General features: G+C 46.1%; 24 protein-coding genes. 17 read left to right on the forward strand and 7 right to left on the reverse strand.

Going from position 1 to position 18,652, the window contains the following annotated elements:
- The first annotated feature begins 101 nt into the window (after window positions 1-101).
- Genes CP950_RS09015 through CP950_RS09025 form a run of 3 tightly spaced genes read left to right on the forward strand, consistent with a single transcriptional unit; the run spans window position 102 to window position 2,729 of the window.
- Window positions 102-959 (forward strand): LOG family protein, encoded by an 858-nt coding sequence (locus CP950_RS09015; protein WP_096674572.1) that lies wholly within the window; start codon window positions 102-104, stop codon window positions 957-959.
- Between the two features lie 33 nt (window positions 960-992).
- Window positions 993-1,508, forward strand: a complete 516-nt coding sequence (locus CP950_RS09020) for a hypothetical protein (protein WP_096674574.1) — start codon at window positions 993-995, stop codon at window positions 1,506-1,508.
- A gap of 3 nt (window positions 1,509-1,511) precedes the next feature.
- A complete protein-coding gene (locus CP950_RS09025) occupies window positions 1,512-2,729 on the forward strand; it encodes a BaiN/RdsA family NAD(P)/FAD-dependent oxidoreductase (protein WP_096674576.1) in 1,218 nt (405 codons plus the stop codon).
- A 10-nt stretch (window positions 2,730-2,739) separates the two neighbouring features.
- Here the strand turns inward: CP950_RS09025 and CP950_RS09030 are convergent, their stop codons facing one another.
- Window positions 2,740-3,501 (reverse strand): TerC family protein, encoded by a 762-nt coding sequence (locus CP950_RS09030; protein WP_207760258.1) that lies wholly within the window; start codon window positions 3,499-3,501, stop codon window positions 2,740-2,742.
- Window positions 3,502-3,706: 205 nt separating this feature from the next.
- Here CP950_RS09030 and CP950_RS09035 point away from each other — a divergent pair, with 205 nt between their 5' ends.
- Window positions 3,707-4,300 carry a hypothetical protein gene (locus tag CP950_RS09035; protein ID WP_207760264.1) on the forward strand — a complete coding sequence of 198 codons (594 nt, stop codon included), beginning with the start codon at window positions 3,707-3,709 and terminating at the stop codon, window positions 4,298-4,300.
- Between the two features lie 46 nt (window positions 4,301-4,346).
- Here CP950_RS09035 and CP950_RS09040 read toward each other — a convergent pair whose 3' ends face one another.
- Both CP950_RS09040 and CP950_RS09045 read right to left on the reverse strand, forming a co-directional pair.
- Window positions 4,347-4,607: a TIGR02450 family Trp-rich protein gene (locus CP950_RS09040; RefSeq protein WP_243391975.1), complete on the reverse strand. Its 261-nt coding sequence runs from the start codon at window positions 4,605-4,607 to the stop codon at window positions 4,347-4,349.
- On the reverse strand, window positions 4,573-4,887 hold the full coding sequence (locus CP950_RS09045) for a hypothetical protein (RefSeq protein WP_096674580.1): 315 nt from the start codon (window positions 4,885-4,887) through the stop codon (window positions 4,573-4,575). The genes CP950_RS09040 and CP950_RS09045 overlap by 35 nt, the downstream gene beginning before the upstream one ends.
- Before the next feature lie 115 nt (window positions 4,888-5,002).
- Between CP950_RS09045 and CP950_RS09050 the strand changes: the two genes are divergently transcribed.
- Together CP950_RS09050 and CP950_RS09055 are read left to right on the forward strand one after the other, a co-directional pair.
- Complete coding sequence (locus CP950_RS09050; RefSeq protein ID WP_096674582.1) at window positions 5,003-6,052, forward strand: fumarylacetoacetate hydrolase family protein; 1,050 nt, start codon at window positions 5,003-5,005, stop codon at window positions 6,050-6,052.
- A 176-nt stretch (window positions 6,053-6,228) separates the two neighbouring features.
- The gene (locus CP950_RS09055; RefSeq protein WP_096674584.1) at window positions 6,229-6,420 is read left to right on the forward strand and encodes a hypothetical protein; all 192 of its coding nucleotides are present in this window, start codon (window positions 6,229-6,231) and stop codon (window positions 6,418-6,420) included.
- Between the two features lie 80 nt (window positions 6,421-6,500).
- Here CP950_RS09055 and selD read toward each other — a convergent pair whose 3' ends face one another.
- The 4 genes from selD to CP950_RS09075 form a co-directional block, all read right to left on the reverse strand.
- Window positions 6,501-7,571, reverse strand: coding sequence for a selenide, water dikinase SelD (gene selD / locus CP950_RS09060; RefSeq protein WP_096674586.1), 1,071 nt, complete (start codon window positions 7,569-7,571; stop codon window positions 6,501-6,503).
- Window positions 7,572-7,701: 130 nt separating this feature from the next.
- Entirely contained in the window at window positions 7,702-9,009 is a 1,308-nt protein-coding gene (locus tag CP950_RS09065; protein ID WP_096674588.1) for a DEAD/DEAH box helicase, read from the reverse strand.
- 122 nt (window positions 9,010-9,131) lie between these two features.
- A complete protein-coding gene (locus CP950_RS09070) occupies window positions 9,132-9,554 on the reverse strand; it encodes a YbgC/FadM family acyl-CoA thioesterase (protein WP_096674590.1) in 423 nt (140 codons plus the stop codon).
- Window positions 9,555-9,561: 7 nt separating this feature from the next.
- Window positions 9,562-10,008 carry a GNAT family N-acetyltransferase gene (locus CP950_RS09075; protein ID WP_165766440.1) on the reverse strand — a complete coding sequence of 149 codons (447 nt, stop codon included), beginning with the start codon at window positions 10,006-10,008 and terminating at the stop codon, window positions 9,562-9,564.
- 181 nt (window positions 10,009-10,189) lie between these two features.
- Here CP950_RS09075 and CP950_RS09080 point away from each other — a divergent pair, with 181 nt between their 5' ends.
- The 11 genes from CP950_RS09080 (at window position 10,190) to CP950_RS09125 (ending at window position 18,643) form a co-directional block, all read left to right on the forward strand.
- Window positions 10,190-10,774, forward strand: coding sequence for a hypothetical protein (locus CP950_RS09080; RefSeq protein ID WP_096674591.1), 585 nt, complete (start codon window positions 10,190-10,192; stop codon window positions 10,772-10,774).
- 161 nt (window positions 10,775-10,935) lie between these two features.
- Window positions 10,936-11,700, forward strand: a complete 765-nt coding sequence (gene modA, locus CP950_RS09085) for a molybdate ABC transporter substrate-binding protein (protein ID WP_272867616.1) — start codon at window positions 10,936-10,938, stop codon at window positions 11,698-11,700.
- 109 nt (window positions 11,701-11,809) lie between these two features.
- Window positions 11,810-12,055 carry a FeoA family protein gene (locus CP950_RS09090; RefSeq protein ID WP_096674593.1) on the forward strand — a complete coding sequence of 82 codons (246 nt, stop codon included), beginning with the start codon at window positions 11,810-11,812 and terminating at the stop codon, window positions 12,053-12,055.
- Window positions 12,048-13,961, forward strand: a complete 1,914-nt coding sequence (gene feoB, locus CP950_RS09095; protein WP_096674595.1) for a ferrous iron transporter B — start codon at window positions 12,048-12,050, stop codon at window positions 13,959-13,961. The genes CP950_RS09090 and feoB overlap by 8 nt, the downstream gene beginning before the upstream one ends.
- Window positions 13,962-13,990: 29 nt before the next feature.
- Window positions 13,991-14,728, forward strand: coding sequence for a fumarylacetoacetate hydrolase family protein (locus tag CP950_RS09100; RefSeq protein WP_419185589.1), 738 nt, complete (start codon window positions 13,991-13,993; stop codon window positions 14,726-14,728).
- A 15-nt stretch (window positions 14,729-14,743) separates the two neighbouring features.
- Complete coding sequence (locus CP950_RS09105; RefSeq protein WP_096674597.1) at window positions 14,744-15,793, forward strand: alpha/beta fold hydrolase; 1,050 nt, start codon at window positions 14,744-14,746, stop codon at window positions 15,791-15,793.
- 121 nt (window positions 15,794-15,914) lie between these two features.
- Window positions 15,915-16,013, forward strand: a complete 99-nt coding sequence (locus CP950_RS10160) for a DUF5993 family protein (RefSeq protein WP_419185591.1) — start codon at window positions 15,915-15,917, stop codon at window positions 16,011-16,013.
- A complete protein-coding gene (locus CP950_RS09110; RefSeq protein ID WP_096674599.1) occupies window positions 16,010-16,573 on the forward strand; it encodes a disulfide bond formation protein B in 564 nt (187 codons plus the stop codon). The genes CP950_RS10160 and CP950_RS09110 overlap by 4 nt, the downstream gene beginning before the upstream one ends.
- A gap of 45 nt (window positions 16,574-16,618) precedes the next feature.
- Window positions 16,619-17,593: a Bug family tripartite tricarboxylate transporter substrate binding protein gene (locus CP950_RS09115; protein WP_243391976.1), complete on the forward strand. Its 975-nt coding sequence runs from the start codon at window positions 16,619-16,621 to the stop codon at window positions 17,591-17,593.
- 114 nt (window positions 17,594-17,707) lie between these two features.
- Entirely contained in the window at window positions 17,708-18,166 is a 459-nt protein-coding gene (locus CP950_RS09120) for a hypothetical protein (RefSeq protein ID WP_096674603.1), read from the forward strand.
- Between the two features lie 51 nt (window positions 18,167-18,217).
- Window positions 18,218-18,643 (forward strand): glycine zipper family protein, encoded by a 426-nt coding sequence (locus CP950_RS09125; protein ID WP_096674605.1) that lies wholly within the window; start codon window positions 18,218-18,220, stop codon window positions 18,641-18,643.
- Window positions 18,644-18,652 lie beyond the last annotated feature (9 nt).

An 18,652-nucleotide genomic window follows, 5' to 3' on the forward strand; every position in this document is an offset into this window, starting at 1 on the left:
ATTGACCTCATGCAACGCTGGAGCGAATGCAGTAAATCTTTATCAGTAAATCTTTATAATTCTCGTGATCAATCGCAATTCCCTTCTAAAAGGTTTTGACTATGAGTCCCAAGCTTCCACTGAATAATTCTCAAACCATTACAGATTATTTAAAGCTCCAAAAAAGTAAGATGAGTGAAAGTAACTCTGCGGACTCTTATAAATTCGCATTTGAGGATGAGGCCTTCTTAGCCCGCCCTGAAACTTTAGGTGTGCGCTTTCAGCTCGAACTCTTGAAGCCCGAAATCTTATTGCATGAGCGTGGTATTGATCATACGATTACCGTCTTTGGGTCTACTCGCTTTGTCAGTCATGCTACCGCCAAAGCAATGGTCGAACAGGCCAAGACGTCTGCGGAAGTGTCTGAAGCGGAAAGGGCTTTACTTCATTCTCAATATTACGATTCAGCGCGGGAGTTTGGCGCGCTTGTGGCGCACTATAACGCCACGCAAGCTGAGGCAGCCAATAAATTACACATTGCTACTGGCGGTGGACCCGGAGTGATGGAGGCCGCGAATCGCGGGGCATTTGAAGCGGGTGATAAAACGATTGGATTTAACGTAAGCCTTCCACGAGAGCAAATTCCGAACCCATATATTAGTGAAGGCTTGAGCTTTCGCTTTCATTATTTTGCCTTACGCAAGATGCACTTTATGCTTAGAGCAAGAGCAATTGTGGCTTATCCAGGCGGCTTTGGATCGATTGATGAGTTATTTGAAGTCCTGACCCTAGTGCAAACCAAAAAGGTCATGCGCTTGCCGATCATCCTAGTTGGTGGTCAATTTTGGACTGAAATCATTGATTTCCAAAAAATGCTCGAACATGGTGTGATTGAGCAAGCTGACGTTGATTTGATTCGTGTAGTGGAGACCGCTACCGAAGCTTGGGATGTGATTCGCAATTGGTACCAGTTAGGCTGAGCTCTGTTGGTAAAATAAGAAAATCAATCCAATATGACACTTACGCACACACTCAGTCTCTCGACGCAATTAGGTCTACCAGGATACCTTCTCGGCATTAGCATGCTCTTGCTCATCATGTTATTTCATGGGGCGGCCTTGCTGCAGATCGCGAAACGCTATGAAGTGAAGTCTTATCTTTATCTGTCTGAGAAAAAATACTCTGCGGTGGGTCTGACGTTCTATTTGGGGGTGATCTCATTGTTTATTACCCATATTCTAGAAATCATAATATGGGGCATCTCTTTGTGGGCCTTTGATCTACTCCCTGACTTGGATATCAGCGTGCTATTTGCTGGCAGCAGCTATACCGCAATGGGCTTTATGGAAGACATTTTGCCGATAGGCTGGAAAATGCTAGCCATTATTATTGCCTTCTCCGGTATGTTTTCATTTGCCTGGACAGCCTCTGTCATGATTTCAATGACGAAAAATTTCCGTCAAGCCTATACACGTATGCACATGCACAAGCTGAATTTATCCGCCGATGTAATTGATCGGTTTAAATAAGGCATGTCAGAAAAATGGGATGCCATCATCATCGGTGGCGGTGCAGCCGGTTTATTTTGTGCCGGGGTTGCGGGACAGTTGGGTAAAAAAGTACTCGTTTTAGATCACGCTACAGTTTTAGGTGAAAAAATCCGAATTAGTGGGGGAGGTAGATGTAACTTCACCAATATCCATAGTAGTCCCGCCAATTTTCTCTCGCTTAATCCACACTTCGTGAAGAGCGCCTTAGCGCGCTACCCCGCAAAAGAATTTATCAAGCTGATTCAATCCTACCGAATTGCCTATCATGAGAAACACCAAGGTCAGTTATTTTGTGACGACTCCGCTAAACAAATTATCGAATTACTATTTGCCGAGTGCGCCAAAGGTCAGGTACAAATACGGTATCCAGTGACTGTCGATTCCATTGCGCAAGATGGAGAGGGCTGGGTGGTGCACACCAATAGCGGCCCTGAAAGAACTCAATCCCTAGTGATGGCTACAGGCGGTTTGCCTGTACCTGCGATCGGCGCAACTGCCTATTCCCTGGATATCGCCAAGCAGTTTGGATTGAAAGTCATTGAGCCCACTCCTGCACTAGTACCCCTCTCCTTTACTTCTAATGAGTTTGTAAAGTTGACAGAGTTAGCGGGCCTCAGTCTGCCGGTGAGTATTCATTCGGGATTCAAGGGCGCGCGCTATGGCAATCATCAATTTAATGAAGATCTCTTGCTGACACACAAGGGCTTATCGGGCCCTGCTGTGCTCCAAGCCAGTAGCTACTGGTCGGCTGGGGAAGATATTCAAATTGATTGGTTGGGTCGCGCCGAAGGGGATAGCAAGTCTCATTGCGAGGCCATATTCAATGCGGAAGAAAATCGCTTGAAGACAACGGAAATCATTTTGTCTTTGATGTTGCCTCAACGTCTAGCCAAAGCATTTGCTAGTCAAAAACAACTACTGGGGCGTAAATGGGCTGAGGTAGGTAAGAAGGACCGTCAGGCCCTGCAAGATTTGATATTAAATTGGTCGGTCAAGCCAGCAGGTACCCTCGGCTGGAAAAAAGCGGAAGTCATGCTTGGTGGCGTAGACACGAAAGAGCTGGATAGCCAAACGATGATGTCACGCCAGCACGCAGGATTGTTTTTTATTGGTGAGTGCGTAGATGTGACCGGACACCTTGGCGGACATAACTTCCAATGGGCCTGGGCCAGCGCTTACGCTTGTGCTCAGGCTATCTAGATCGCTAGTATTAGCTTCTGTGTTTTTTCTTACGAGAGCGGATATTGAGTAGCTCTACCATGAGAGAAAAAGCCATTGCTACATAGACATATCCTTTGGGAATATGTAAGCCTAGGCCTTCTGCAATTAATACCACACCCACGACCGTGAGAAATGAAAGTGCCAACACCTTAATTGAGGGGTGGTTGTGGACAAAAATACCAATCGACTTCGAGGCCACCAGCATGACCAAAACAGAGGCCAGCACCGCGGCAATCATGATGCTAATTTCATCAACCATGCCCACAGCCGTAATGACGCTGTCAAGAGAGAAGATGATATCGAGCAGGCCAATTTGAATCACCGCCCCAATAAACAGCTTTCTTAGTGATGAATTCGAAGCTACAGGAGATCCCGCATCACTATGTTGATCTGTCAAATTGCCTTCTTCAACTTCGAGATAGATTTCTTTTGACGCTTTCCAGATTAAGAAAAAGCCGCCAAGAAGCAAAATTAAATCTCTGCCACTAATGGGATGCGTGAAGACATAAAAGAGGGTATCCGTCAGACTCATCACCCAAGATAGGCTTAGCAAGAGTAGGATGCGCGTGATTAAGGCGAATAAGAGACCAAATTGCCTTACTTTGTCCCTGATTTCTGAGGGTAGGCGGTTGGCAATAACACTAATAAATATGACATTATCAATACCCAAAATGACTTCTAGGGCAGATAAAGTAAAGAAAGCGATCCACGTATTCGGGTCAGAAAGCAGGGTAATGAAGGAATTTAGCATCAAATAATTTTAGTAATAGTTAATGACAATGTTTTAATCCCTATTTCATTAACCCGATCTTTTAGCAGGGTATATGCTTTTATTGCGTAATTTAAGCAATTGAGGTAATTGGCAAAGTATTTAATTCAGTATAGAGTAGCGGTGCAGAGCGGCATAAATAGACAATTTGAAACATCCTTAGTTAACCATGTAAATAAAAGGAAAAATGATGAATAAGCATGACTTTCAGGCTTGGCAACACGAAAAGGCACAAGAGCTATTTTCTTACTCACAAAAGCTGCTCAATGCCGCAAAAGAGTTAAGTGAATCTCATATCGCCGAAATTCAATGGGGCATGAAAAATGCCATGGATAGCGCAAAATCCGTTGCTAAAAACGACCTGGAAAAACTGAAAGATCTTCAAGCTGCAGCTACTAAAGAAGCCTCGCAACGTGCTAGCTCCTATCAAAAAAAGGTCAAGGCAGTTTTAAAGGATCTCGGTGAAAATGCGGCCGATGAAACTGAAAAGCATTTGGAGAAGGTACGCACTTCCTTGGTAACTTGGCTAGAAGAGGCTGAGAGCAAGCTGCCCAGTCATGCCGACAAACTTTCAAAAGTAGTGCATGAAATGTCAACGACTGGTCAGAAGATGTTTAAAGAAGGGCGCCGCATAGTTGGTCAAGTAGCGCAGACAGCTGAAAAGAGTATGGACGAGCAGCTTGCAAAACAGCCTGCAGCTAAAAAGCCCGTTGCCAAAAAAGCAGCCGCTAAAAGACCTGCCGCCAAAAGACTAGCTGCAAAGAAAACGGTTAAGAATTAAAAAGTAGTTCCTGAGCCTGCAAAAGCCGCCAGAGATGGCGGTTTTTTTATTTCCAGCCCTGCAGCCAGAGTTCACTGTTTGTGAGGTCGCGCCAAGCGATGCGCTGAACCGCATTGTTAATGACGGCCTCTAACTCAACAAATTCAATTTTTTCATCTGGCAAATCTGGGGCGATCACCTTAGTAACTAAAAAGTGTTTTTGCTTATTGATGGCGTTAACCGCAGTCCACTTTGTTAGGAGCAGTTTTTTAGGGCTCAGGGGATTGCGGTTTTTAGAGGGCATCGCAATGATAAGTTTTACCGTCATTCAATAAGAAGCCATTATTGGGAGTGAAGACAATGCTGGCATCCTGAATCTGAATGGGGCAAGTGAGGTCGAAATAGCTCTGTAACCCTAGGCTACCGCAGTAATTGAAATCATGATCTTGAAAATGCATACGCGCTTGCTTAAGAATCATGGGCACTTTATCCGCCGCCTCATGTTTACAGTTCCAACTGGTATACGTTTCACGCTCACAGGCTGCAAGGCTCATGCTTAGCGTAAGTAGCAATAGCAAGCGACGAAAAGAGGAAGAGAAACGGGGCATGACATTGAGGATAGTGATATTTAGAATTTATTGCAGACTAGCCGCGTTTTTGGTTATGATTTAAGGCAGAAGCTAGCAAACTAGCCTAATAATTGAAATTACATCAGGAGATAGTATGGATACCAGTCGTCGAGATATGCTGAAGTTGGGTGCAGTTGCGTCTTTAAGTGGCGTAGGAATAACCAATGCGTCAGCCGCCACCCTAGAGCGTCAGCCTATTTTGGTAGAGCCCATGACCGGAAATGCTGGCTTTCGGATTGCTAACTATTTACCAAAGATGGGCGCAAGCTCTCGCTTGGGATTAGTCACCAATGATGGCCTCATGGTTGATATCCCAGCTGAGGCGGCTCGTCTACGTATGACGCTCTCGTTCGACCCCACTTCGATGATTTCATTAGCGGGATCTGGGAATCAAGGTTTGCTTGAGTTAGCAAAGATTTTTAAGAACCGCGGTAAATCTATGGTGAGCGTGAATCAAGTGACCTTGCTCTCCCCTATTCCTAAACCACAAAGCAATATTTATTGTGTCGGTTGGAATTATCTTGATCACTTTGAAGAAGGCTTAAAGCATCGCGCCGACACTTCGGTGAAGGAGTACCCAAAGGTACCCGTATTTTTCTCTAAGGGCACGCAAACGATGAATGGTCCGTTTAGTGACATTCCTTATGACGGCAGCTACTCAACGATGATTGACTGGGAGGCGGAGTTAGCTGTTGTTATTGGTAAAAAGGGAATCAATATTTCTGAAGAAAATGCGTTTGACTACGTCTTTGGTTACGCGGCCTTTAACGACACCACGGCACGCGATGTGCAGCAAAAGCGCCACTCGGGACAATGGTTTAAGGGCAAGAGTCTAGATGGTCACGGACCGATGGGTCCTTGGGTCGTTACTTCCGGCGGCGTCAACCTAGACGACACCCGTATTATCTGCCGCGTGAATGGCGTAGAAAAACAAAATGCCAGTTATAAGCAAATGTATTTCAAGATCCCCGTGATTATTTCTGAGCTGTCTCGCAGTTTGACTTTGTTGCCAGGAGATATTATTGCTACAGGTACTCCATCTGGTGTCGGAGCAGGTCGTACACCTCAAGAATTTATGAAGCCGGGCGACGTGATGGAAACGGAAATTACAGGTATCGGCATTATTCGAAATCGCATTGCTTAAGACCTGAATCGCCTCTTAAATTATTAAGAATAGTTTCATTTTTTGGTATAAAAAGGTAAATAGGGTTCCAAAATTAGAGTTAACCCTGATTTGGAACCCTAAATTCACTGGTTTTTATGGCGATATACTGTTTTCGAGGCAACACTCTCATTCTGATTTGAAACAAAGGAGCCAAGATGTCACAACACCACGCAACACTATTAGCCGCTTTCGAAACCTACAAAGCCGAGAGCGAAAAGTTTGTAGAAAAAGGAGTGAAAGCTTCTGCTGCTCGTGCCCGTAAGGCATTGCAAGAAATTGCTGGCGCATGCAAAGAGCGCCGTAAAGAAATTACTGCAACCAAAGAAGCAATGGAAGCAAAGAAGTAATTTTTTGTAGTTCCAAAGGTATTAAGCCTAGCTCTAATACAGCTAGGCTTTTTTTATCTTTATCTTTTACTCAAAATGCATCATTTGGAGATCGTTAAATAGTGATCTTGCTTTGAATGCATCTTCCCAATGACTTTAGCATTCGAAAACTGGTGCTTATGAAAGATGGCCAGCACCGCTTCTACAGACTGAGGATCACAGGAAACCAGCAGTCCTCCGCTGGTTTGTGGATCTGTTAATAAAGCCTTTTGCGCATTGGAAAACTGCTCGGGTAGGTCAATATCATTGCCATAGCTTTGCCAATTGCGCTCTGAAGCACCGGTGATGATGCCTTGGTTCGCCAAATCTTCAACTCCTGCCAGCAATGGAATCTTTTGCCAGTCGATCTGTGCGGTGCATTGCGAGCCACGCGCCATTTCTAGTACATGACCTGCTAGACCAAAGCCAGTGACATCGGTTAGGGCGTGCACCCCTTCAAGTCGAGCTAACTCAGGACCTGCGATATTAAGCTGAGTAGTGTTGGCAATCATTTCTTGATAGCCGCTTGAGCTCAAAAGATCTTTTTTAAGTGCCGCCGAAAGAATGCCTACGCCGATAGGTTTACCTAGAACGAGCACATCATCTCTCTTTGCCGCAGCATTACTTTTGACAAGCTTCGGATCGATTAGGCCAATCGCAACCAAGCCGTAAATGGGCTCTACTGAATCAATGGTGTGGCCACCCGCTATTGGAATGCCAGCACTACGACAAGCATCAGCGCCGCCTTCAAGAATCCGCGAAATGGTTTGGTTCGAGAGTACATTAATTGGCATGCCAACAAGTGCCAAGGCGAACAGGGGTGTACCGCCCATGGCATAGATATCACTAATTGCATTGGTTGCGGCAATTTTCCCGAAGTCAAAAGGATCATCCACAATCGGCATAAAGAAATCCGTTGTAGCAACGATCGCCTGAGACTCATTGATTTGGTACACCGCAGCATCATCAGAGGTTTCGATGCCAACCAACAATGCCTTTGGAATGGGGAGATTGGGAACGTTTTTCAGTATTTCAGAGAGCACGCTAGGGGCAATCTTGCAGCCACACCCACCCCCATGGGAGAGTGAGGTTAGCCTGGGCTCTGGATTTGAAAGGATGCGTTCGCTGGACATGAGTTTATTTTTCTCTATTGGCGGAGTAGAAATTCAATTCCTACCCGGCTGAAGGCTGGCATTGCCAAAAGACTGGCCAATGTTTGGATTGCGCGGCGTCGAGTGATTGTCATCTATCTAGTTTAAAAAATTAGCGACTAAACGTCTTCTTAGGAGGGCTGCTGCGTTTACTAGCTGGATTACCTGTTCTGGGTTTACCTCCAGCCCCAGCTGATCCACCAGTACTTCCTGCTGGACGAGGCTTTCTGGATTGTTGGTGTTGTTGACTACGCAATTGAATAGGTTGAGCCACTGCATTTGGATCGGGCTCAAAACCAGCGATCACTTCTTGAGGTAATTTTTGTTTAATCAGCTTTTCAATATCCCTGAGCATTTGATGCTCATCGACACATACTAAAGAAACCGCTACCCCGTTAGATCCTGCTCTACCAGTTCGGCCGATGCGGTGCACATAATCCTCGGAGACGTTAGGTAAGTCGTAGTTCACTACGTGGGGTAGTTGATCGATATCAATTCCGCGTGCAGCAATATCGGTTGCCACTAAAACGGTAATCTTCCCATCCTTAAACTCTGCCAAGGCTTTGGTGCGCGCACTTTGACTTTTGTTTCCGTGAATCGCCATGCTAGTAATGCCATCTTTTTCTAACTGAGTTACTAATTTATTTGCACCGTGTTTGGTGCGAGTAAAAACGAGCACCTGTTTCCACTGATTACTCTGAATTAAATGGGCCAAGAGTGGATGCTTTTGACCGCGATCTACCGGATGAATTAACTGGGCGATCGCTTCATTTGCACTATTGCTACGCGCGACTTCAATTAATTCAGGCGCATTTAAGAGGCTATCTGCTAGCGCTTTAATATCATCAGAAAAGGTGGCGGAGAAAAGCAGGTTTTGACGCTTTTTAGGAAGGGCGGCCAAGACTTTTTTAATGTCACGTAAGAAGCCCATGTCGAGCATTCTATCGGCCTCATCTAATACCAAGATTTCAATTGCGTCCAAGGAAACGCATCTCTGCGCCATCAAGTCGAGCAAGCGCCCAGGCGTTGCCACCAATATATCCAAACCCGCTTGAATTGCTTTAATTTGAGGATTAGCGCCAACACCACCAAAAATCACGGCTGACTTGAGTCCAGTGTATTTGCCATACGTTAATACAGACTCTTGCACTTGCGCGGCTAGCTCGCGGGTAGGGGTGAGAATGAGAACCCGCAGCAGACGCTTGCCAGTTCCCGTTTGAGCAGTAGTGCTCAAGCGCTGCAAAATGGGCAAGGTAAAGCCAGCAGTTTTGCCGGTGCCAGTTTGAGCAGCAGCAAGTAAGTCGCCCCCCTTTAATACTGCAGGGATCGATTTTTCCTGAATAGGGGTGGGGCTGGTATAGCCTTCTTCTGCAATTGCGCGAAGAATAGATGGGGATAAACCAAGATCAGTAAATAGCATAGGAACCAAAATAAAATTGGCCCGTATTCAATTAAAAGACTATCCCGGCCAATGGGGTGAGCTGCCACACTTGCAGTGTTTGCAGAAAGAGCCTTATTTTAAGCTATTACCTTCAGATCCCATTATTTACTTATTGGAAAGAGCCAGTCCGGGATCGCTTTGGGTTTCAGGGTAAGGGTATCAACACAAACAATGTGCAACAGCGCGCTTACAAGCAATTCCGGCTCTGAACCCGATTGAATTCGCTGCGCCGTATGTCTGACAGCAATTTGTGTACGTCCTCGGCGCTCAAATATTTGCTCAATGCTCAAAATGTCATCTAGTCGGCCTGGCTTATTAAAGTTCATGGTGAGGTCCCTTACCGGTAACAAAATGTTGAATTCTGAAGCCAGCTGGGATGGGCTAAAGCCACGTTGATGAAGCCACTCAGCGCGGCTACGTTCAAATATGTCCAAATAACGACCGTGATAAACAAAGCCAGCTGCATCGGTATCGGCATAGCAAATTCGAAAAAGGAAGGGTGTACTAGTCTGCGCAGTGATCATGGTGTTCTTATTTAGTGGCAATAGTTAACGTCATATTACGATGTGGTATGCCAGCCTCCTGATAAATAGGTCCATTTGGGATGAATCCTGCTTTTTCATAAAAGGGCAAGGCACTAATTTGTGCATGCAAGATAAACTCACTGAGGCCTTGAGTTTGCCCAAAGTCAAGTAACGCGTTTAATAATTGCCTACCAAAACCCTTTTGACGAAAGCTGGGCATGACCGCCATGCGTCCAATCTGACCACGCCAATCAGATTGGATAAGTAGGCGCCCCGTTGCAATACATTGATGACCTACAAATATCAGGGCGTGTTTTGCAAGCGCATCAAATTCATCAATCTCCATGAATTCGGGAACACCCTGTTCTAGGATAAAAACGGCTTCCCTTACTGGGTACGCATGCTGCTCGGCATCTTGCCAGTCCTGCAGCGAAATAATGCTGTTTTTTTGCATAAAAAAAGCTTTTGTAATGTATTGACATTTTTTTGTCATATTGTTTGCTGGTAAAAATTAAATATAAATACTTACTGAGTGTCCATATATTTTTTTGACCCTAAATCATGGTTACAATAATATTCAGTGGGATGACTAATCACAGTGTCCCACCTCACTTTACTTAAATCTAGGAGTTATCTTGAAGAAATCTTTGCTAGCTGCATTAATTACCTCCGTCGGCTTGGTTGCCGCTACTTCTGTTTTTGCACAAATGCCTGCAAAAATGGTTCCTTTGGCAGCTGAAGTCGCTGTGATGTCCGCTACTGTGGATTCAGTAGATCTTGCTAAGCGTATCGTGACATTAAAAGATGCCAACGGTAATTTAGTACAAATGAATGTTTCAAAAAAAGTAAACGATTTAGACAAAGTTAAAAAAGGCGATATGTTTGTTGTTGAACATGCGCAAGCGATTGCAGTTGGTTTAACAGCAGTAGCTAAGGATGCAAAACCTGGTGTATCTGGTGTACATTCTGTAGTAATTTCCGGTAAAGGTTCAGCAAAGCCATTTGAAGAGACTACCGATACTATTTATGCGACTGTAAAAATCAGCACTATTGATTACAAAACACGCATGGTGACATTCACTTTACCAAGCGGCGAAAAGCAAAAGGTTAAAGTAGATCAAAGCGTACTCGGTCTTGAGAAATTCAAAACTGGCGACGACGTGATGGTTGAGTTTGTTGATGACACTGTCATTGGATTTGTAGCTCCAGCTAAGAAGTAATTTTTATCGGCAGAGTTAATCTGTTCAAAAAAAATGCCCGCTCGGTAATTCAAGCGGGCATTTCTATTTTCATAGTTCCTTGGGCTATTCCTCAGGCGAATCGTTTGTATAGTATTGTTGATATTCAAGGCAAATGAAAAGCAGAGGGAAAATTGCAAAGCGTGTTCAGAACCATTTTTTTTAGATGTTTTGTTTTCCTGCTATTCCTTGCGCTTGGCCCTGTTGCCAGCGCACAAACTGTGACAGTTGCTGTGGCCAGTAATATGAAGCCTGCCTTCGAGGCAATTTATCAGAATTTCAAAAGTACGCATCCACAAGAGCTCAGGATTGTGTACGGCTCTTCAGGAAACTTAAGTAGCCAAATTCAGCAAGGGGCCCCCTTCAATCTTTTTATCTCCGCCGATGAAATTTTTCCCTTACGACTTTACCAAGCAGGTTTGACGCAAAATGCTGGTGTGGTTTATGCCCGCGGAAATCTCGCCTTTATTTTCAATACTGCAAGCGGAGTCCCATTCAATTCTCAAGCTGGGCAAATTCAACAGGCTATTACACAGTCAAATAAAGTAGTCATTGCCAATCCAGAATTAGCTCCTTACGGCAAGGCAGCAGTGCAATATCTCAGATCGATTGACCTGTGGGAAGCGGTGAAGAGTAAATTGGTTTATGCGGAAAATATTTCATTGGCAACCATGTATGTGAGTTCTGGTGCTGTTCAGGTCGGATTTAGTGCAACATCATTAGCGATGTCACCCGAGCTGGGTCGTTCAATCCAATATGTCAAACTGCCCGAGGGCTCGTATGAGCCGCTCAATCAGCGTATGGTGTTAATGAACAATCCGCCCCCATTGGCTCTTGAGCTTTATGCCTATTTACGTAGCCCAGATGCTAAGACAGTTTTGCAGAAATACGGTTACGCAACCCCCTAACATTTTTAATTGGATGGTGGCTTTGCAGGGCGGCTGTGCTTTTGGTCTTGAATGATATTCATTCTCATTCAGAGATATAATGAACTTTAATCATTTTTCCCCTTATAGAATGAACTTAGACCAGGTGGAATTACATCACCTTTATCGCGTTACCAAAGTACATGCTCCCCAAGGCGGCCCGCACATGAAGGGGCAACTGGAGGATATTGGCTTTCTGCCTGGTGAGCCTGTCGCTGTCTTGCGAAAGGGTCTATTGGGTAAGGGCCCCATGATGGTTCGCGTCGGCGCTTCCACCTTTGCATTAAGACCTTCTGAAGCACGCATGATTGAAGTGGAAGCGGTGCGCCATGTCTGAGTCTAAGGTTCACTTTTATTCTAACGAGCCGATGGTTGCGCTCTTAGGTAACCCTAATTGTGGGAAAACAGCCTTATTTAATTTACTCACTGGTAGCCGTCAAAAAGTAGCGAATTACGCTGGAGTTACCGTGGAGCGCAAAGAAGGGCGCTTGACCCTAGCGAATGGAAAAACCATTCGTATTCTAGATTTGCCTGGAGCCTATAGTTTGTATCCGCGCTCTCTTGATGAGCGCGTCACTTGCAATGTGCTGCTAGGCAGAGCTGAAGGTGAGAAGAGGCCCAATCTTATTCTTTGCATTCTGAGCGCAACGAATTTGCGACGCAATTTGCGTTTAGTCCTGGCAGCTAAGCGCTTGAATCTACCTTGCGTGGTAGTGCTCAATATGCTTGATATTGCGCAACGCCAGGGCTTGCAAATCGACACAGCTGCTTTATCAAAGGAGTTGGGTTTGCCGGTCATCACCAGTATTGGTATCGAATCTCATGGCGCTGATGACATCAAAGAATACCTAGCCCAATTAGATTGGCGCAACGTACATTCTTTATCAGGGGCGACCCATCAAGACGAGATAGAGGATGTGGCATCTCATATTGAACATGTTGAAACAGACAATGTCCGAGTCCAGCGCATTTTGCAAAACTTGCATTTAGACCAAATTATTCCTGACCGCCTGAGTGATCGCTTGGATGCGGTATTGCTACACCCTTTGCTTGGCCCCCTGATTTTGGCCGCACTCCTCTTCTTTATTTTTCAAGCAGTGTTTAGTTGGGCAGAGCTGCCGATGGACTTAATTAAAAGCGCCATTGAGTACTTAGGCGATCAATTAATTACCGTATTGCCTAATAACTGGTTGCGCAGCTTGCTCATCAATGGTGTGCTTGCCGGCTTAGGCGGTGTCCTTATTTTCTTGCCACAAATTTTGATCTTATTTTTCTTCATTTTGTTACTAGAAGAATCTGGCTACTTACCTCGCGCAGCTTTTTTATTGGATCGACTCATGGGCGCGGTTGGCTTATCGGGGCGCTCCTTCATTCCTTTGCTCTCAAGCTTTGCTTGCGCTATCCCGGGAATCATGGCCACGCGAAGTATCTCCAATTCTAGAGACCGCATGGTGACGATCCTGATAGCGCCAATGATGACCTGTTCGGCCCGTCTACCAGTCTATGCTTTATTGATATCAGCTTTTATCCCGAGCAAAAGAATGGCTGGAGGAATTGAGTTGCAGGGCCTCGTTTTATTTTTACTCTACGTGGCTGGAATCGCAGGCGCAATGGGAGTTGCTTGGATACTGAAGCGCTTTACGAGTGAGCAGCTCCGCATGAATGTCTTGATGATGGAATTACCCAGTTACCATTTACCGCGATTAGGCAATATAGGAATTGGTTTGTGGCAAAGGGTAGTCATCTTTTTAAGGCGCGTAGGTGGAATTATCTTAGTGATGACTATTGCGCTGTGGGTCCTGTCCAGTTTTCCATTGCCTCCAGAGGGCGCTACGGGCGCGCCGATTCAATATAGTATTGCCGGAATGCTGGGCCAAGCCCTGTCTTATCTCTTCTCTCCGATTGGATTTAATTGGCAAATCAGCATTGCCTTAGTGCCGGGCATGGCTGCGCGTGAAGTCGTGGTCAGCTCCTTGGCAACCGTATATGCACTTTCTAGTTCGAGTGCGGATGCGGCGGAGGCTCTTGTACCCCTGATTTCTTCGAGCTGGTCTTTGGCGACCGCGCTCTCACTCATGGCCTGGTTTGTATTTGCCCCGCAATGTCTTTCAACGATCGCTACTGTCAAACGGGAGACGGGGGGTTGGCGGATACCCATTATTATGCTGAGCTATTTATTTGCCTTGGCTTATATTGCTTCATTTATTACTTATCATGTGGCGCTCTATTTGGGTTGGGGCTAAGCGCTGATCTTTGGTATGCTTGAAACAGAATGCCAAACCATACTTCATTAGATCTCTTTTTGGAAAGCAACATTATGGGTTCTCAATACGTCATTGATCCTCCAGAACGAATTACCTTGCCAGTCATCGGTGACGAGCGCCGCTTCGTCGTGAATCGGGTGTATTGCGTAGGCCGCAACTATGCTGATCATGCCCGTGAAATGGGCCATGACCCTAATCGAGAGCCCCCTTTCTTTTTTATGAAGCCAGCCAACTCGATCCTCGCAGATGGTAAAGATTTTGCTTACCCTAATCTTTCTCATGATGTTCAGCATGAAGTTGAGATGGTGATTGCGATCGGGCAGGGCGGAGCTAATATTGCGCCAGAACAAGCGCTCGAACATGTGTATGGATACGCTGTAGGTTTAGATATGACACGTCGTGATTTACAAGCCGAAGCCAAAAAGATGGGGCGTCCTTGGGATACTGGTAAAGCGTTTGATCAATCTGCTCCGTGCGCTGCGATCACCCCCGCATCTCAGTGCGGGCACCTCACCCACAGCGCCATCACGCTGTTGGTGAATGGCAAGCAACTTCAGACCGGCACGCTAGATCAAATGATTTGGAATGTACCTGAGACGATTGCCTATTTGTCGACGCTCTTCACGCTAGAGGTTGGAGACCTCATTTTTTCTGGGACTCCCGCAGGTGTGGGGCCCATTGTCAAAGGCGATATTCTGGAAGCTGCCATCGATGGGTTAGCAACACTCAAAACGACCGTTATTTAAATAGGGAACACATCGATGAGATTGCTGAACGCGCTAATGGTAGGTACATTAATGGCGCTTGGATTGCTGACAGCATGTTCTACTCCCAAGCAAGATACGGTCATATCCCAGAGCCCCAGTCGATATGCCAACGCCACCCCATTAGACCTCAGTCTAAGCGCTTTACCTTACCCGTACCCAGTGCGAGAATTTAAAACCACACTGCAGGGCCAGGCTGTTGTGATGTCATACATGGACGTTCCGGCCCAAGGCAGACAAAAAGGGGCGGTATTACTCTTTCATGGTAAAAATTTTTCAAGTGATTATTGGGCGCCGACGATTGCAGCTTTGAGTGCGGATGGCTACCGAGTGATCGCTCCTGACCAGATTGGGTTTGGCAAATCTTCCAAGCCCGATGTGCCGTATCACTTTGATGAGCTCGCGGCGAATACACGCGCGCTATTAATTTCTTTAAAGATTCAAAAGGTATCCGTTATCGCCAATTCTATGGGTAGCATGTTGGGAATTCGGTTTGCTCGTTTGTATCCACAGGTAGTACAAAAACTCGTTTTAGAAAATCCCTTAGGGCTCGAGGATTACAGTCAGGCGATTCCGGCGCAAACGAATGAGCGCTTGCTGCAATTAGAAATGGCTCAGACTGAAGAAAGCTTCCGCCGATTTTTGCAAAGTTATTTTCCGAGCTGGAACCCCACTTACGAAAAGTTTGTCGAGGTGTATGTACGAGTCCAAAAAGGTCCTGATTATCGGGCCTACTCTCAGGCCTCAGTCCTAACTTATCAAATGATTGCCGAGCAACCAGTTGTAAACGATTTATCGCAACTGAATATGCCGGTATTGTTAGTGATTGGTCAAAAAGATAGAACTGTATTCGGTCGTCGGTTCGCGCCTCCTGAGGCCGTCAAGACTTTGGGTGATTTCCCCCAATTGGGCCTAAAGGCTGCGAAAACCATACCGCAGGCTTCATTAGTGGCGATCGATGAGGCTGGACACGTTCCTCATTTAGAAAGCGAAGCAAAATACAATGCGGCAGTACTCCAGTTTTTGGATGGCAAGGTAGCAAGGTAAGCCGTCTTAATCAATGATGATTTGTAAAACGATTGCCTTAAACCTGCGATAGAATTCAACCATGTACATGTACCTGCCTTTTTTGACTGCTTTTATCGGCCTCTTGCTAATTCAGCTCGAGATGCGCTTTGCTGCCCTAGTTCTACTTGCGGTCACATTATTGATATTTGTTTACTGGTTTAGTTTTCATGCTTCGAGCCACCTTGATCTCAGTCTATGAGTAAGCGCTTGTTTCCTTCTTTGGCTGGTTTGGGCAATCAGCTCTCATTGGCCGCGGTGATTGGCGTGTTGTCGTATGCCTTCTTTGCGCAGTTTTATTACAACGAGCTACCTTGCCCCTTATGCTTGCTCCAGCGTGTGGGTTTCATCATCATTGGTTTTGCTATAGTCCTCAATCTTCGTTTTGGGGCGCATTCATCCCATTACGGCTGGGGTATTTTGGGTGGCTTAGTGGGCATGATGGTGTCTTTGCGCCAAGTGTTCTTGCATATCCTGCCCGGTGATCCTGGATATGGCACTACTTTCTTAAACCTGCATTTTTATACTTGGGGTTTTGTAGGGTATGCGGGTCTAATAGCCGGACAGGCGATTTTGCTTATGCTGCCTAGTCGAGAAGTGCGGTCTAAATCCTGGCTTGCAAATACACTCATCGCACTATTTATCTTGGTGGTAGCAGCCAATCTCCTATCCACTCTATTGGAGTGTGGCTTTGGTCCTTGCGCGGACGACCCTGTCAAATATGACGGCTTGGTTTGGTTGCGTACTCAGTTTGGTTTCTAAATACTGCTGAGTAGAATGCTTTCTCCTAGGTCAAGGTTGGGCCTTTTGGCCCTCTCTTGGATCCTGATGGTCGGCGTCAATCTTCCCGTACTGGCGCAAACCCAGGGCAGTACAACTCCGTGGCCTAAACAAGCTATTCGCATCATCGTGCCATTTACCCCCGGCGGTGCTCCAGATGTTTTGGCTCGCACCTTGGCGCAGAGTTGGCAGAAAAGCTTATCAGTCCCAATACTGGTTGAGAATCGTCCAGGTTATGGTGGCAATATTGCTGCCGACTTGGTTGCCCAAAGCCCTCCTGATGGTTATACATTGCTCATTGGGACCGTGGGCATTCATGCGATCAACGGTGCGCTTTATGAAAAACTGGCATTTGACCCGCTTAAAGATTTCACGCCGATCAGTTTCTTGGCTAGCACCCCTAATGTTTTAGTTGTCAGCAAACAAGTGGGCATCACCACGCTCCCTGAATTAATTGCCTTAGCCAAAGCGAAGCCAAATCAACTTACCTATGGCTCTTCTGGAGTGGGCACCTCTTTGCATATGTCTGGGGTGTTATTTCAAGAAATGACGGGAGTACAACTTCGACATATCCCGTACAAGGGTCGCGCGCAATCTCTGCCGGATTTAGTGAGTGGACGTATTGATATGCTCTTTGATAATCTGTCCTCCTCTCTACCTTTAATTCAATCCAATGACATTTTGGCTATTGGCGTTACATCATTGAAGCGGTCCCCCGCCGCTCAAGCAATTCCAACCCTTGCGGAGCAGGGGTTAATTGGGTTTGATGCCCGCTCCTGGTTTGCTCTCATGGCACCGGCCAACTTACCACCCGAGGTGCAAATGCAACTCAACATCCTTACCCGTCAGGCCCTGAGCAGCCCTAAAGTAAAAAACAAGCTGCGCTTGAGCGGCTTGGATGCGGCACCAGGAAGCCCGGATGATCTAAGTCACTTCATCAGCTCTGAATCCGCTAAATGGTCTAGGGTTATTCAAAGGTCAGGTATCAAGCTAGAGCAGTAAATATCCTAAAATGGACACATCCTGTCAGCTTAATTCGACTTAAAGCGTTAATAAAGCATGCAACTGATAATGTCCTAACTTAGACCTAGCTAAGACATCACTAAGGGGTCGGCAATGAGAACTTCTAAGCTATTAAATCAACACCGAATTAACGCGTTATTTTCCTTAGGGATCGCCTTTGCTGGTTTTGCCTATACCAGTCCCGCTGCGGCTCAGCATGGTTATGTTGGGTGGAATGTATCGGTTGGTGGCGGTTACCGTCCGGCACCCTACGGGCCATACGGACCAGGGTACGGAGGAGCATACGGTCCTGGATGGGGAGGATGGCGAGGGCCTTATGGTGCTTATGGATATCCGTATGGCGCCAACTACTATGCACCGCCAGTAGTCTACGCCGCACCTGTGGTTGCTTACGCTCCTCAGCAACCAATGGTCTTAGCTGCTCAGCCAGAGCCGCCAGTATGGTATTTCTGTCAAGCCAGCGGGCAGTATTTTCCTTACGCACAAAGTTGTGCATCGGGTTGGATTACCAAACCAGCTTCAGCCCCTCCTGGCGGATCGCCGCCGAAGTAGGCTGCTATTTTGGGGCGGTAAATTAAATATTAATTAAATGAAAGACCAAATATGAAACGCGCACTTATCTCTATTGTTTTGCTCTCATCCTTGGCTGCTTGTGTTTCAGCTCCAACAGGCCCAACTATCGCCATCATGCCGCGTGAAGGTAAGCCTTTTGAGGTATTCCAGCAAGAAGACCAAGTGTGCCGAGAGTTTGCAGCCAATGCCATTAAAGACTCTAGTAACACTGCTTTAAAAGAGGGCATCACTAGTGCGGCATTGGGCGCTGCCTTAGGTGCTGCTGCTGGAGCAGTCATTGGTGGCGGTAGCCATACAGGTGTTGGTACTGGTGCTGGAGTCGGTCTACTAGGCGGCTCTGCATTGGGTGCCATGAATTCCTCAGGTAAACAAAGCCAATCCCAGACTCAGTACAACATTGCTTACCAGCAGTGCATGTATTCCAAAGGCAATCAAGTTCCTAGTTTTCCTAGATAAGCTTAAGCC

The organism is Polynucleobacter meluiroseus (assembly GCF_900205755.1).
Lineage (GTDB): Bacteria > Pseudomonadota > Gammaproteobacteria > Burkholderiales > Burkholderiaceae > Polynucleobacter > Polynucleobacter meluiroseus.